This is a genomic window from Exiguobacterium sp. UBA6309, from assembly GCF_002439205.1.
GTDB lineage: Bacteria > Bacillota > Bacilli > Exiguobacteriales > Exiguobacteriaceae > Exiguobacterium_A.
In genome coordinates this window covers 145,121-159,995 of record NZ_DJTL01000032.1, presented here as the reverse complement: position 1 = coordinate 159,995, position 14,875 = coordinate 145,121, and the positions used below count along the sequence as shown (strand labels likewise).

The window sequence follows — 14,875 nt, the reverse complement described above, 5'->3', positions numbered from 1 at the left end:
TTCCTCAGGCGAGACACAAGCCAGCTTTCCTGCCTTATTCAAGCAGGAAAGCGGGTCTTGTTTGTCTCTGACAGCGCAAAGATGCGCTTTTTCCTGTAGGAGTTGCGTGAAACGCGTCATTCTTTTTGTTATGAGATAAGGGTGGCAGATTATCATTCTGCCACCCTTACTTTTGTGGAAACTGACTTTTGAGTCAGCCCCCTTCTCGTGTTTTACTATATGAGCTTTTCTTAGAACGATTCTTTGCCTTCGACTTTCGTCAAAATCTCATACCCGTCCTTTAAGACGACGACAGTGTGCTCAAACTGTGAGACAAGGCTCCGATTTGGTGTGTATAACGTCCAGCCATCCCGCTCATCTTCGATACAGAACTCGTCTCCTGTTGAAATGAACGTCTCGACAGCAATGACTTGCCCTTCCTTCAGCAGATCGTTTTCTTCACGATTGAAGTAGTTCGAGATGGATTCCGGCTCACCATGAAGTGTCTTCCCGAGACCATGCCCCGCTAAGTTACGGATGACGGTGAAACCACTCTTACGCGTTTCAGCATAGATCGCTTTTCCGATCTGATTGACCTTCGTTCCGGCTTTGACCTTCTCGAGTCCTTTTTCAAGCGCCGTCAATGATACTTCAACGAGTCGGACATCTTCCGGACGTTTTGCTTCTCCTGCGATGACTGTTTTCCCCGTATCCGAATAGTAGCCATTCTTCACAGCTGAGACATCGACATTAACAATATCCCCTTCTTGAATGACATATTTACCGGGAATACCGTGTGCTGCGATATCGTTGACACTGATACATGTCGCTCCCGGAAAATCATACATGACGATCGGGGCAGATTCTGCTCCCTGCTCCTTCAGAATACGTGCTCCGATGTCATCAAGTTCCTTTGTCGTGATTCCTGGTTTGACGGCATCCGCCATCTCGTCGCGCGCCATCGCGACGATGCGTCCAATTTCTCGTAATGCTTCATAATCATAATCTAACACTTTCATTTCCTCCTCATTCACTCAATCGTTCTTGATATAGATAATCTGCGGAGATATCCGCAAATAAGAACATGCCATTGCTGAGCGGCATACTAAACGTCCGCGTTTGTTCACTCGAGCTGAAGTCGACGTACCGTTCCGACAGATATCCGCTATGCCGTCTCTCCATTGCTACCGTCGTCCGGATAAAGTAAGGACGAAAACTCCAGTTGTATCCCTTGTAGAAGGAATACAGTTTCCACTCGCCACTCTTTTTACTGACATTCGAAGACTGTTGGAAGCCATTCGCGTCCGTGATGTAAAACCGGATGAATTCCGGCTCCATCTTCCGGGCGAGCATTAGCAACCATTGATCGAGATCTTGCTCCGACTTCAAGGACTGACAATACTCATTAAATCGGACTGTCCAGTCTTGCTCCAGTTGGAACAGGCGATTCATCTGTTCCCGATCATATTTATAGAACATTGGGACTTCATGGATCAAGACCTCCATTCCAGGACAAGTCATGACCCATTCCGGCGCAGCCTCTCCTAAAAGATTCCCCATGTAATAGCGTCCACCATGCTGCCACGCATATCGAAGTTGACCAAGATGACTGATGTTTTTATACAAAAGTGGCGCTCCAAGCTGATCACAAAGGTGCTCCATCGTCTGTAAGAGATGCGGATATGATGCTGAGACGGTCTTTTTCTCAATCATTGAAGATAGATCGACGATCAACATATCCGGCGACATCGAAAAGACGCGTTCGAGACTCGTTGCTTCCGCGCGATCCAGCGCTACCTTCAGTCCAGAATTCTGATAGTACGCGACGATCCGGCCCAGACGATCAAAATCATCGACTTGAACATCCGTCAAAGTAACATACATCCGTTCTTTTGGAAACGACGAGTCGACCGTACGTAAAACATGCAAGAAATCTTCCCCACCGTTCTCAAACAACCAAGCCGGACGACAACGGATCAGGATGAACGCTTGTGTATCGGAGGGTACTTTTTGGAATGCTTGACGGACGACATGTCCCATGACTTCGAGCTGATACTCGATCGGAACATCATCTTCCTGAAAAAATGGTTTTAACGGTTCTCCACGAAAATGGGACTGGATTTCATACCCTTCCACCTTAAAAGGGGCAGCGCCTACGATCGGTTGAAACCACGCCTCTATCTCTTCGGGATGAACGATGACATCTAATGCGTCCATTCTATTCCCCCCTTGTACTCTTGTTCTATCTTAACAAAAAAGGAGCCTCTCTGTAACGAGAGAGCCCCTGTTTTACGATAACGTCGTATCTTTCCGCATTGCGATATACAAATACACACCGAATGTCGCCGTCAAGTAGATGATACTCAGAACACCGTATTGAATCCCAACAGCTCCGCCCTTACCAATGGCCAGCACAAGAAAGATGATGCCACCAAATAATAAGGTCGCTAACGGAATATAACGAAAATGTCCTTTTGTCGTCCGCTCACAAATCTTTTTCGTCGCGACGATCAGTGCAACGAGACAGACGGATGCTGCTACATAAATGGTATACACGAATGATTCAGCCCTCTCCCTATCGTTCATGGCTCATTTTATCATGACCGCTTAGATAAATCATAAAAAAGAACCGACTTGTCTGTGACAAATCGGTTCGAATCGTTTACTTTTCAAAACGTGGTTTGCGTCCACCACGGTTACGATCGCTTTCGCTACGGTTGCTACGTCCAGCATAACCGCCTTCACGACGATCTGATGAAGAAGATGAACGACCACCTTCACGACGATCGCCACCACGCGGGTTGTTTCCGCGGTATCCGCCACTGCGGTTGCCGCTTCCACTTCCACCTTTGTTTCCGTAAGGACGACGGTTTCCACCACCGTTGCTACCGAAACGTTTCACGCGGATTGGTTCGATTGAAGAGATTTGGACTGGTGTTGCATCCGGCTCTTTCGTCAATCCTTTAAGTGCTGCTGAAAGAAGTTCCACTGCTTCGTACTCTTCTAAGAGTTCTTGTGCAAGTGTCGTATATTCTTTTGAGTCTTTTGCTTCAACACGTTTAATGAGTTCTTGTGCAGCAAGCTTCAAGTTGCCTTCTAAGATTTCATCAAGTGTTGGTGCATGACGACGTGACATTTTTTTGTTCGTGACACGTTCGATTGTTTTAATTTGACCGAATTCACGTGGTGTAACAAATGTGACAGCCGATCCTGTTTTACCAGCACGACCTGTACGACCGATCCGGTGAACGTAGCTTTCTGGATCTTGTGGGACGTCGAAGTTATAGACGTGTGTGACACCAGAGATGTCAAGACCACGTGCTGCAACGTCTGTCGCGACGAGGATATCGATCGTTCCTTTTTTGAAACGACGGATGACTTGGTCACGTTTTGCTTGTGTTAAGTCACCGTGTAAACCGTCAGCTGTATATCCACGTTGGATCAAACCTTCAGTCATTTCGTCAACACGTTTTTTCGTACGACCGAAGATGATTGAAAGTTCCGGAGAATCCGTATCGATCAAACGGCAAAGGACGTCGAATTTTTGGCTTTCTTTCAATTCGATGAATGACTGCTCGATGTTCTCAACTGTCATTTCTTTCGCCTTGACTTTGATGTGTGTCGGAGTCGTCATGAAACGATCTGCGATTTTACGAATTTGTGGTGGCATCGTTGCTGAGAACAAGAGTGTTTGACGAGTTTCAGGAAGTGCACCGAGGATTTTCTCGATGTCTTCGACGAATCCCATGTTCAACATCTCATCTGCCTCGTCAAGGATGACCGTTTGAACGTGATCGAGGTTCAACGTCTTACGGTTCATGTGGTCCATCAAACGTCCTGGTGTTGCAACGACGATTTGTGGATTTTTGCGAAGTGCACGGATTTGACGATCGATTTGCTGACCGCCGTAAACAGGAAGTGCATGAACGCGTTTTACTTCACCGATCCGGTTCAATTCTTCAGCTACTTGGATTGCAAGCTCACGTGTCGGAGCAAGGATCAACGCTTGGATGTTGCGTGATTTTGCGTCAAGACGCTCGATTGTTGGAATACCGAATGCTGCAGTTTTACCAGTACCTGTTTGTGCTTGACCAATTAAGTCAACGCCGCTGAGTCCGACTGGAATTGTTTCTGCTTGGATTGGTGTTGCTTCTTCAAAGCCCATTTTTAGGACACCTTTGATAAGTGCCTCACTAAGATTTAATTCACGAAATGTTGTCAATGCTAAATACTCTCCTTTGTCATATGAAAAGCGTCTGCCACTAAACAGACGCTACCGTAACGAATACAATCGACTACCTATTATAACAGAATCTATCCCATAAAGATAGAGTGGTTTCTCTCATAATAATGTTTAGGGAAGTCACCATCATAATCGTTGCCATAAGGGCGAGGGAAAGGCGAAGTGCCCGGACCGTGCGATGAACGTCATCGCGTGCCCCCACTAGTGATGGGGTATATTCAGTAAATGGTCGCCGGTAATCAAACCAGCCGCAACCACCAAAATGATGAATTCCTTACTATCTATTCGAAACGCAGGCTTACTCGGTTTGATTATTGCGTCAACCGAATACCCGTTTCATTTTTTTCTATTTTTTTATCTTTCAACAGGCGACCGAGCGCTCGTTTGAATGCTGCCTTACTGAGACCGAATACTTCATCGATCGTCTCGGGAGCTGTCTTATCACCATACGGCATCTGACCATCATGTTCAAGTAGATGGTTCAGAATCAACTCCGCGTCTGTATCAATGGCTTCAAAGGCACGTGGTCGTGCTGAAAGTAATACTGTACCATCTGGTTTTACATTTGTCACTCGTAATTTCAAGACTTCTCCAAGACGCGGCCAACGTTCCATCTCGCGTTCATGCAAGAATCCGATTGACTGATCGTTGACCCAGACGTTGACGCCTGGTTCGCGTTGTGAGAAGACGAGACCTTCGACGTCCATGTTGTTCCATTCTTCTGGAGCTGGCTTCGCTCGTAAGTTGAAGTAAGCATATGGTGCAGGGTCTCCGAGTAAACGAAGCTTTTGATCATGTTTTAGACGAATGAAAAGTTGATCGCCTTCTTCCGGCCAGAACATCCGACGTTGCGGCAAATCGTCAAGTGAGACAAGAACATCTTTTTGAATCCCGATATTCGCGAACACTCCTGTGTTATAGCGTGTCCCATTGATCGTCGTCTTGACATAGTCCTCAAATGAAGCTTCTGGAATCGTCATCGATGATGCCAAACGTCCTTCATTATCTTGATACAAGAAGACTTCTACTTCATCATCAAGAGCTACTTTTTGTGTCTGTTCATTGTTATGCAACAACACATCTTCATTTCCATCTGTCAAAAACACTCCGAACTCTGCTTCACGTTCTACTTTTAATGTGACAACCTGTCCTGCGCGTAATCCCATTTCGGGTCATCTCCTCTCTCTATTTGAATTGGTTTAAGTTCATTCGAACCATCCTTCTGTTCTTTCCCTACCATACTATACTCTTTTTCTGTTCACCTCTGAAATCGACCCCACGATGACAGTTGTGACATATTTGTGAACGAAACACATTTGCGTGATTTTTTTGAAAAAAAGATATATGATTAAATAACAGGAAAAAGAAGGTTTAGTTTAGGTAAATATGGGGGATAAAAATGTTTCATAATATTCAATCGCGTTCGTTCGCTCGACGCTTCACGAAAACATTGGTTTTTGCATTTTTTGCTTTCCTTGCTACGATTGGAATCGTTTTTGCAGAAGGATCAAACAGTACAGATATGACTCCGAAGACACCAGCGCTTCAGCAAATCAATCGCCCTTAAAATCTACACCTTCCGTGTGGATTTTTTTATTTTTTCCGGACATTTACAGGACGATAAAGGAAAATCAAGTTCAACCTCGAATTAGATGAACACACCTATATTTTAATTTTGAGGAGGAAACGGACGTGCTCTTCTACTTATTCACGACGATTGCGGGTCTCATCACTACATACTTAAGTTTTGTTACCGGTTATTATACAAGTTCGATTGGTGTTTTCGTCTTTACGTTAGCGATTTGCCTATCGTTATCATCGATTCGACAGTTACTCCGTACGTCCTATCTGACTTACATTGAATACATTCAATACCGTCGCGTCAAAAAACAGTACGAACGCATGAAAAAACGAGAACAGTCTTTTCAAATTGCCTATCCTAATCGAGATTCGAGTACACCACTTGCATTCTCCGGAACAGACCAGCATGATAAATAAAGAACACGATTTCATCACCTAGGAGGAACAGATTCATTATGAACGAAATCCCTTTATCAAACGGTTGGACACTCCGCTACTCACCTGTCATCGACTTATGGTTGAAGGAAGATGGCGTACTGCTCGTAGATCACGAAGATAAGGTCCGCTTGACTCTCATCTTGGATGAAGAGACGATGGAAATCAAACAGATTGACAACACGAACGCTACGTTCTCCGTTGATCCGACGACACGTCGCCTCACTTTCGAACTTGGAGAAAGCGAAGAGGAATCTGAGCCTCGTTACTGGGAATAATCATGGAGACCGGGTGCGACACCTGGTCTTTTTTTGTACAATAACATCAGCAATGAAAAAAGGAGTTGTCACTTTACCATGATCCGCACTGTCATTTGGTTCATTTATTTTGGACTTGTCTTACCCTGTACCTTACCGTTTTTACCAACCGCAAAACGTCGAACACATCTCGTGCGCTACGCATTCGTTCAGCGTGTAGCGAGCGCCTGGGCGAACTCTCTCCTCCGACTCGCTGGCGTTCGTGTCCATGTGACGGGGCATGAACATATCCCGGCAAATGAACCTGTCGTGTTCATCTCGAATCACCAAGGAAACTTCGATGTTCCGATTCTACTTGGAAAAATCGATAAACCAAAAGCATTCATCTCAAAAATCGAAGTGAATAAAATTCCAATCGTTAATGTCTGGATGAATCTGATGGGGTGTGTCATGATTGACCGAAAAGACCGACGCCAATCACTAAAAGCGATCCGCTCTGGTGTCGACACGATCAAGGACGGACAATCAATGATCATCTTCCCAGAAGGAACACGTTCAAAAGGCGGACCGATGGCGGAATTCAAAGCAGGAAGTTTTACCCTTGCGACATCAAGTGGCGCACGCGTCGTACCAGTCGCGATTTCAGGTAGTTATCGTGTCATGGAGGAAACGGGTAAGATCCGTCCGGCTACAGTCGAAGTCACGATTTTGCCGTCGATTGACCCGAGCACGATGACACAGAAAGAACTCGTCCAGACGGTCGAACATCAAATCAAACAGATTGTAGAAGGTGTCTAATATGTTAATGAAAGTAGAAAATCTCAAAAAAGAATTTGCCGATAAAATTGTCTTCGAAGATGTCACGTTTTCCGTCTCTCCTGGTGACCGGATCGGTATCATTGGCGTCAACGGTACCGGTAAATCGACCCTCCTGCACATTCTAGCAGGCAAAGAAACAGCAGATGCTGGTACGATCCATCATCCAAATGATTATCGGATCCGTTTGCTATCGCAAACGACCGATTATCCGGAAGATCGGACTGTCATGGAAGTACTCCTGTCGGGTGACACACCAACGATCAACGCGTTGCGCCACTACGAAACGGCACGACTAGCGCTCGAACACGATCCGACAAGTGAGACGTTACTCAACCGCTTCATCACGGCGCAAACCGAGGTTGATGCCGCGCAAGCGTGGGACACGGAATCGCGTTTAAAAATGATCTTAAACAAACTCGGCATCCTCGACTTGAACGCGTTGATCGGCTCTCTTTCCGGAGGACAACGAAAGCGTGTCGGACTCGCTGAAGCCTTACTCGATGAAGCCGATCTCCTCCTGCTTGATGAGCCGACGAACGAACTTGATGCCGAGACGATCAGCTGGCTTGAGACTCAAATCAAGGAATACCGTGGTGCGATTCTACTAATCACTCATGATCGCTATTTCTTGAATCGTGTCACGAATCATATGATGGAGATCGCAAATGGAACAGCTTATTTCTATGTCGGAAACTATGAATCGTTTCTTGAAAAACGTGCCGAACGTCGTGAACGGACGGCTTCTATGGAGGAAAAACGTCAAAACATCCTCCGTCGCGAACTCGCTTGGTTGCGTCGCGGAGCAAAAGCACGGACGACGAAACAAAAAGCCCGGATCCAGCGCGTGGATGCTTTACAAGACCTTTCGTACGAGGAAGAAGAAGCGACACTTGAAGTACAGGTCGGTTCGACCCGCCTCGGCAAGAAAGTCATTGAAGCATATGACGTCTCGCACCGATTTGGTGAACGGACACTTTTTGAATCGTTTGACGCTCTGATCGGACGCAAAGAGCGGTATGGCATCGTTGGTCGAAACGGTAGTGGAAAATCGACACTTCTTTCAATTCTCGCGAAACGCTTAGAGCCAACAACGGGTGAGATCATTCACGGCGAAACGGTGAAGATTGGTTTTTACGGTCAATTCGCCGAATTCACGCATCCCGAACGCCGCGTCATCGATGAGGTCGAACGGATCGCAAAAGTCATTACGACACTCGCCGGTGAGGAGATCACAGCAAGTCAGATGCTCGAACAATTTCTCTTTAAACCGGAAGCACAATATAAACAAATCGGCAAGCTTTCTGGTGGCGAAAAGCGACGTCTGAAATTGTTAACGATTTTGATGGAAGAACCGAACGTCCTCTTCCTTGATGAGCCGACGAACGACTTGGATACCGAGACCTTATCCGTACTAGAAGATTATTTAGAATCATTCCCAGGTACTGTCATCACAGTCAGTCATGATCGCTACTTCCTCGATCGGGTCGTCGATCGCCTGATTGCATTTGAAGATGGAAAAATCATTTTTTATTACGGACAATATACAGACTATCTTGAGCAAATGGCAGCATCCGTTCCCTCAATCGTCGTTGAAAAAACGGCAGAGGTTGCTACAGCACCAAAAACAGAGACGCCAAAGAAACTAAGTTATCAGGAACAACAAGATTGGGCTATCATTGAGCAACAAATTGAAGAGAGTGAAGTTGAACTAGAGCAATTAGAGGCTGATCTCGCTTCAGCAGGAAGTGATCTCGGAAAGGTCAATGAATTGTATCAAGCCATCGAAAAGACCAAAGCGACGCTTGACGAGCGAATGGAATATTGGACATATCTTTCTGAAAAAATCGAGGCATTTGAAAATCATCGCCAATCTCATCAATAAATCCGATAAGCGGAGTTCTTCACTTAGAAGAGCTCCGCTTTTTTTATGAAATAGAAAACATCTCTTACTTTTATTTTTAATTATGAAAATAAATGTGAATTCATATTAGATATCGGGTAATGTTATAGCATATTTCGTTTTGGAGGAAGGCTTGCGAAAGGAGGAGTTTCGGTGAAACGGATGGTTCAAAACATCTACCCTATCGTCGCATTCTACTTAGTCATTACTTACATACTGCTCTGGCTATTGCCACAAGATCTTTCGTTACAACTCTCGGCAGTCATTAGTTTAAGCGGTTCTTTCATGATTTTCTTATTTAGTCGATCGACGGCTTTCAAACAACCTTCCCTTCCGTACAAGTGGTTATCCATCGCTTTCTTCTCTTATTTTTTGGGCGATTTCCTGAATATGATTGGACGTTTCTTTCAATGGAACGATGTCAATTTGAACGTCTTGCTGGATTTACCTTATACGATTCATTTGACAATGATGGTCCTTTTCTTTTTCCGACAATTAGATTTGACATTATTCAAAAAACAAAAGTTATTGATTCTTGATTCCTTGACTTTATTCGCTGTTTCAATGATTGCTGGATATATCGCTATTTTCCGCTTTGTTCCCTCTTATACGCGAACGACACTCGAGCAAATCAGTTGGACACTTTATGCCTTCTTGACAATTTTGTTGACGCTTTTCTTTTTTTTACTCTACGCGTCTGGGTTAAGACGGAACGTATCACGATCAGGATTTATCTTTCTTGTCCTCGGAACATTCATTCTCGGCATGACGAACTTCGTGTTTTATACCTTGTTATTAAACGGTGAACCGCAAATATCGGGTCTATTGCTTCCGCTATATCCACTTAGCGGTCTGTTCCTCATCGCCTTTCTGAACACACGTACACTTCCCATTAGTCGTGAGGAGCAAGCAAATCTCATTCGAGTCGAGACACTTACGCGTTCTCTGTTGGTTTACATCTTATTATCTGCGCTAATTCTTTATATTACGTTTTTCCCTGTCTCTCGAACCTTCTTCTTATTGTCTATTGGTATTACGTTTTTATTATTTTTAACACGACAGCTTTTTTCATACCGGGAAAATCTTCGGTTGTTACAGGAAACAACGGCATTACAAACGAATCTAGAAGACATCGTTCATCAAAAAACAGAGTTGCTACAGTTGCGTGAAAAAGAACTGACGTCACTTTTTTTGTCTTATCCAGAAATCGTTTTTGAAATCGATGACATGTATCAGATTCGATCCGTCAATCCAGCCGCTGCAGAAGCAGGATGGAATGATTTACCGCTCGGACCGAGTCAACGCCGTCAACTTGATCGGCTCATCCCGTTGCTTCAACAAAAGCAGTCGACCTATCCTGCTCACCTCCTACATGTACCTGCTACGGAGGAACATCCAGAAACCTTTTTGAATACGACAATCATCGATATTCCACATCAGCAACGCTATTTCGTCGTCTTAGCGGATGTCACAGAAGACTATCAACAGGAAGTATGGCTAGAACGTATGGGATACCATGACTCACTCACTCGTTTACCAAACCGGCGTTACTTCGAGGAGCAACTCTATCTAACTCTGCCAACGCTAGATTATGGCTCCTTATTATTCATAGATTTGGACGGATTCAAACAAATCAATGACACTTATGGACATGATGTCGGTGATTTACTGCTACAAGAAACAGCAACGCGTCTTCAATCAATGATGACGTCAACTGATCTCGTCGCACGCCTTGGTGGAGATGAATTCTTGATCTTCATTCAGGCATCTGCCTCGGAAACTCGACAGTTTGCCGAACACGTTCTCGAAATCCTAAATTATCCATTCTATATCAACACGTATACGCTTCGTATCACACCATCTATCGGAATTTCCTTATACCCTGAAGACGGTAAGAGTTCAGAACAGTTATTGATTCGGGCAGACGAAGCCATGTACCAGATCAAGAAGAACGAGAAAAATAACTATATGTTCGCTGTCCACATCAAACGTTAGGAGGGATCCCGTGCTTAAATCAAACTACTTCATCCGTTGGTTCCCTGCCATGCTCGTCATCTCTTTTATTCTAATGATCCTTACTACATGGACTCCTTCCATCTCTAATGGGATTGTCGAACAGGTACTTCAGTATGTATCACTTGGGTTGATCGCTTACTTCATCCTTACGGCTTATCGTAAGGAACAAATATTAGTCGTACCCAGACGAAATTTCTGGCTGATTGCTTTAGGATCACTGGTTTTATCCTATATCGGTTCCATTTTTGAGACATTACGTTTTGTCTATTCAGACTTTCCAATTCCATCTATTTATAGCCTGATTTTATTTTCAATATCCCATTACGTATTCTTATACGCGATTTTTTACCGAATCATCACAAAACGAACACTCGGACAACATGTACTTGCTTTCGTTGATGCCGCGATTATCGTCATTTTCATTGGACTTGTCGCATTCCATGTCCTCAATGAACTGACGAACCCTGGGCTTCAGACTGTTCCTTATGCCATCATCGTCATTACGAACACATCACTCGGTTTGTTCGTTTTTTTCTATTTTACGTTCATCCAAGAAATACATTGGGTATCACGGATGGCCTTATTTCTATTATTCTTATCCATTTTCATTCGTGGTATCTATGAAGTCTCTAGTGTCTACTTCCCTGATTTTTCAGCGAATTATCTGGTGTTCTTCCCGATATTGATTCGTTTGGCGCAAAGCGCAGCTATTCTATGGCATGTTGATCATATTGAAGAAGGAACTGCTCGGACGACGGTCATTCCCCGTTCGTGGCTTCCTTTACTGGCCATCCCTTTGTTCATCCACTACATGGTGGAACAAGAAGGTGGAAAACTCGACATCTTTATCATCTTATTCCTACTAATCGTTCGACAAATCTTGATCGCCCGTCAACATGGGTTGATTGTCGCACAATTACATGAACGAAATGAACAACTCGCTTCACGCATCGAACATCGAAAACAACAAATCCAAGATAGTGAACAACAGGTCATTCCACTCTTCCTCGGTCATCCTGATCCGATGATTCGACTCGATCAGTCCGGCACTGCGCTGTACGCGAATTTAGCTGCCCAACGTCTGTTTCATTTGCCAGATATGACGATTGAACATGTTCCTCGTACGATGCGTCATTTGTTAGAGATGCTCGAAACGAACGTTGATGAGTATGAGGATGAACAAAGTCGACGCTATGAAATCATTGATATTCCAATTCAAATTGCCGCTACCTCGATGGGACGATTCACGATTTTACATGATGTCACGGAAAGCAAAATTCGTCAAAAGAGAATCGAATACCATGCCTATCATGATGCTTTGACTAATATCGGAAACCGTCGTTCCTTAGAACGAGATTTCTCAAATCGACTCTCCGATAAGAATTATCTTGCCTTAGTCGATTTAGATGGATTTAAGCAAGTAAATGATACGTATGGTCACGAGGCAGGAGATTATGTATTAATTGAAGTTGCGAAGCGATTGAGCGAACATACAAGTTCTTCGGAATCCGTGTATCGACTCGGTGGAGATGAATTCGCGATCCTTTTACAAGCCGATGATGAACTCTCCTTACGCCGAAAATGTAAATCCTTTTTACAATTTTTAAGACGTCCCTATGTCTACAAAGGACAATCTTTATTCGTTTCCGCAAGCATCGGAGTGACAGCGTGTCATGAGGCCGATCTTGATACATGTTTAAAGCAAGCCGATCTTGCCATGTATCGCGTGAAACATCGGGATAAGAATGATGTCGCTTTATATCGAGCGGACCCATGAAAAAACCTAGGACATATGACTTTTTGTAGTCAACGTGTCCTAGGTTTTTTGAGTTATTCTTCTGGTCTTGGTGCAATGTTACCTTCTTCGATATCGAGGAGCAAGTCGATTAATTCCGCACAAAACTCTGGATATTGACGAAGTAACGCGTCTTCTCCCACTTCATCCACGAAGTCCGTCAACAAAGCGAGGACTTCTGGTACTAATGCGCGCGCTACCTTCATGTAGGCAATCGCAAAGCGCCACTTACCAGAAATATAGAGCAGTTTCCCAATCAACAGATCCCCCGGTTCGACTTCAATCTCAGCCAAATCCGTTTGATACGTCTGTTTCGACATTAAATCAACAACACCATCTGCATCGACTTGAAACAGCGACGGCATCGGGTCAGCTAATCCACGCAAGGCGCGATAGAGACTAGGTGATAGCTCGTCTTTTATCTGCTCGAGAAAACGACCGTGCGGTGTTTTTCCTTGATCATCCGTTTCATAGAAGATCGCCCAGTCAACGAATAAGTCCCGGAACAATTCAGCATCTTTTAAATACCAACGTCCTTCTGTCGCAATCTCTTCAATGAAAGCGACCCAGTCCGTACTGCGTGCTGTTGCTGCTTCCTGATACATTTTCTTCAAGGCTGCATTCATTTCCGCTTCAGAAACCGTCGTCGGAAATGGAATTACTTTTCGATCGTTCTTCATTTCGATCGCCCTTTCCGGTGAGGAGTAGCCGGTCGCTTAATCGTCTGAGGAGCTGTGAATTCACGTTTCGGAATGACTTCTCCGCGGTAAATTTCCATTGGCTCCATCTCGACGCCCATTTGCTTTGCAAGTGTTTTTAAGTGTTTTAAATCTTGATCCGTGACAAGTGCAAGTACCATCCCATTTGCGTTTCCGCGTCCCGTCCGACCTGAACGGTGTACGAAATCGTCAAGCGACTCCGGTAAATCGTAATGGACGACGTGTGTGACCGCTTCGATATCAAGCCCACGCGCCGCAAGACCTGTCGTGACGAGTAAAGGAAACTCTCCCTTTTTATAAGAACGCAAGGTCTCCATCCGCTCTCGTTTTCCTTTTTCAGCGTCTAAAATCCGGTATTTCAGTGAGAATTTACTCAACTCGCCATTCAATGGTCCAAGGAATGAGCGATTGTTGATGAATGTCAGCACTTTTGATCCTTGCATGTTCGCCAGACGACGTAACAATTCCGGTTTCTGACGACGTGAAGTCTCCAAATAACCGAATGTCACTTGTGTGCTGACGGCACGCTCAACACGAATCGTCTCAGGATCATTCGCAAGCGTCCGTCCCCATTCTGCTGTCCGTTCCGGCAATGTCGCTGAGACGAATGCCAGTTGTCGATCGCGTAGCGCACTATTTGCGATTCGCGTCGCCGAGTCACTCATACCACTTTCATAAATTTGATCCGCTTCATCTAAAACGATCAATTTCACCTTATGCATCTTCAGCTTCTTCGAATCAATCAACTCGACGAGACGTCCCGGTGTTCCGACGATGATTTGCGGCTTTTTCTTCAATCGTTCATATTGTCGCTTTAATTCAACACCACCAATGAATGCACCGGATTTGATACCACTTCCTTGAGCAAATAATTGAATGACTTGATGAATTTGCATGACGAGTTCCCGTGTTGGTGCCGTGATGACGACTTGCACGTGTGGCTCTTCCACTTCAATCTTTTCTAAAGCTGGAATGACATAAGCAAGCGTCTTCCCTGTTCCTGTCGGCGCTTCAGCTAGGACATCTTTTCCTTCGCGCAACAACGGAATCGCTTGTTCTTGAACAGGCATCAACTCTGTAAAGCGCGCTCGTTCCCATGCTTCCTGTAAAAATGGTTTTGTAAAGTTCATA

General features: G+C 44.7%; 14 protein-coding genes. 7 read left to right on the top strand and 7 right to left on the bottom strand.

Going from position 1 to position 14,875, the window contains the following annotated elements; all coding sequences use genetic code 11:
* Positions 1 to 230 precede the first annotated feature (230 nt).
* From map to B3M90_RS11705, 5 genes are all read right to left on the bottom strand, one after another.
* Positions 231 to 992 (bottom strand): type I methionyl aminopeptidase, encoded by a 762-nt coding sequence (map, locus tag B3M90_RS11725; protein ID WP_023467279.1) that lies wholly within the window; start codon positions 990 to 992, stop codon positions 231 to 233.
* Positions 993 to 1,005: 13 nt separating this feature from the next.
* Positions 1,006 to 2,196, bottom strand: coding sequence for an EAL-associated domain-containing protein (locus B3M90_RS11720; RefSeq protein WP_056063615.1), 1,191 nt, complete (start codon positions 2,194 to 2,196; stop codon positions 1,006 to 1,008).
* A gap of 72 nt (positions 2,197 to 2,268) precedes the next feature.
* Positions 2,269 to 2,535, bottom strand: a complete 267-nt coding sequence (locus B3M90_RS11715; RefSeq protein WP_035412663.1) for a hypothetical protein — start codon at positions 2,533 to 2,535, stop codon at positions 2,269 to 2,271.
* Between the two features lie 106 nt (positions 2,536 to 2,641).
* Positions 2,642 to 4,201 (bottom strand): DEAD/DEAH box helicase, encoded by a 1,560-nt coding sequence (locus B3M90_RS11710; protein ID WP_214856487.1) that lies wholly within the window; start codon positions 4,199 to 4,201, stop codon positions 2,642 to 2,644.
* A gap of 332 nt (positions 4,202 to 4,533) precedes the next feature.
* Positions 4,534 to 5,388 (bottom strand): CvfB family protein, encoded by an 855-nt coding sequence (locus tag B3M90_RS11705; RefSeq protein WP_214856486.1) that lies wholly within the window; start codon positions 5,386 to 5,388, stop codon positions 4,534 to 4,536.
* Positions 5,389 to 5,621: 233 nt separating this feature from the next.
* On the opposite strand from B3M90_RS11705, the gene B3M90_RS11700 reads away from it, so the two are divergent.
* From B3M90_RS11700 to B3M90_RS11670, 7 genes are all read left to right on the top strand, one after another.
* Positions 5,622 to 5,789 (top strand): hypothetical protein, encoded by a 168-nt coding sequence (locus tag B3M90_RS11700; RefSeq protein ID WP_290758046.1) that lies wholly within the window; start codon positions 5,622 to 5,624, stop codon positions 5,787 to 5,789.
* Positions 5,790 to 5,914: 125 nt separating this feature from the next.
* A complete protein-coding gene (locus B3M90_RS11695; protein WP_214856484.1) occupies positions 5,915 to 6,220 on the top strand; it encodes a hypothetical protein in 306 nt (101 codons plus the stop codon).
* 38 nt (positions 6,221 to 6,258) lie between these two features.
* Complete coding sequence (locus tag B3M90_RS11690; protein WP_023467272.1) at positions 6,259 to 6,516, top strand: hypothetical protein; 258 nt, start codon at positions 6,259 to 6,261, stop codon at positions 6,514 to 6,516.
* A 78-nt stretch (positions 6,517 to 6,594) separates the two neighbouring features.
* Positions 6,595 to 7,293, top strand: coding sequence for a lysophospholipid acyltransferase family protein (locus B3M90_RS11685; protein WP_214856482.1), 699 nt, complete (start codon positions 6,595 to 6,597; stop codon positions 7,291 to 7,293).
* Between the two features lies 1 nt (position 7,294).
* Complete coding sequence (locus B3M90_RS11680; protein WP_214856481.1) at positions 7,295 to 9,196, top strand: ABC-F family ATP-binding cassette domain-containing protein; 1,902 nt, start codon at positions 7,295 to 7,297, stop codon at positions 9,194 to 9,196.
* 180 nt (positions 9,197 to 9,376) lie between these two features.
* The gene (locus B3M90_RS11675; RefSeq protein WP_290758218.1) at positions 9,377 to 11,209 is read left to right on the top strand and encodes a GGDEF domain-containing protein; all 1,833 of its coding nucleotides are present in this window, start codon (positions 9,377 to 9,379) and stop codon (positions 11,207 to 11,209) included.
* Positions 11,210 to 11,219: 10 nt separating this feature from the next.
* Positions 11,220 to 13,007: a GGDEF domain-containing protein gene (locus B3M90_RS11670; protein ID WP_290758052.1), complete on the top strand. Its 1,788-nt coding sequence runs from the start codon at positions 11,220 to 11,222 to the stop codon at positions 13,005 to 13,007.
* A 53-nt stretch (positions 13,008 to 13,060) separates the two neighbouring features.
* Here the strand turns inward: B3M90_RS11670 and B3M90_RS11665 are convergent, their stop codons facing one another.
* Positions 13,061 to 13,705 carry a hypothetical protein gene (locus B3M90_RS11665; protein WP_035412639.1) on the bottom strand — a complete coding sequence of 215 codons (645 nt, stop codon included), beginning with the start codon at positions 13,703 to 13,705 and terminating at the stop codon, positions 13,061 to 13,063.
* On the bottom strand, positions 13,702 to 14,874 hold the full coding sequence (locus B3M90_RS11660) for a DEAD/DEAH box helicase (protein WP_035412637.1): 1,173 nt from the start codon (positions 14,872 to 14,874) through the stop codon (positions 13,702 to 13,704). Before B3M90_RS11660 ends, B3M90_RS11665 begins: the two co-directional genes overlap by 4 nt.
* Between the last annotated feature and the right edge of the window lies 1 nt (position 14,875).

Excerpts from the sequence above, each read along its gene's own strand:
- B3M90_RS11700 (WP_290758046.1), top strand. The coding sequence starts at position 5,622 with ATGTTTCATAATATTCAATCGCGTTCGTTCGCTCGACGCTTCACGAAA.
- B3M90_RS11685 (WP_214856482.1), top strand. The coding sequence starts at position 6,595 with ATGATCCGCACTGTCATTTGGTTCATTTATTTTGGACTTGTCTTACCC.
- B3M90_RS11705 (WP_214856486.1), bottom strand. The coding sequence starts at position 5,388 with ATGGGATTACGCGCAGGACAGGTTGTCACATTAAAAGTAGAACGTGAA.
- B3M90_RS11675 (WP_290758218.1), top strand. The coding sequence starts at position 9,377 with ATGGTTCAAAACATCTACCCTATCGTCGCATTCTACTTAGTCATTACT.
- B3M90_RS11660 (WP_035412637.1), bottom strand. The coding sequence starts at position 14,874 with ATGAACTTTACAAAACCATTTTTACAGGAAGCATGGGAACGAGCGCGC.
- B3M90_RS11665 (WP_035412639.1), bottom strand. The coding sequence starts at position 13,705 with ATGAAGAACGATCGAAAAGTAATTCCATTTCCGACGACGGTTTCTGAA.
- B3M90_RS11680 (WP_214856481.1), top strand. The coding sequence starts at position 7,295 with ATGTTAATGAAAGTAGAAAATCTCAAAAAAGAATTTGCCGATAAAATT.
- B3M90_RS11720 (WP_056063615.1), bottom strand. The coding sequence starts at position 2,196 with ATGGACGCATTAGATGTCATCGTTCATCCCGAAGAGATAGAGGCGTGG.
- B3M90_RS11690 (WP_023467272.1), top strand. The coding sequence starts at position 6,259 with ATGAACGAAATCCCTTTATCAAACGGTTGGACACTCCGCTACTCACCT.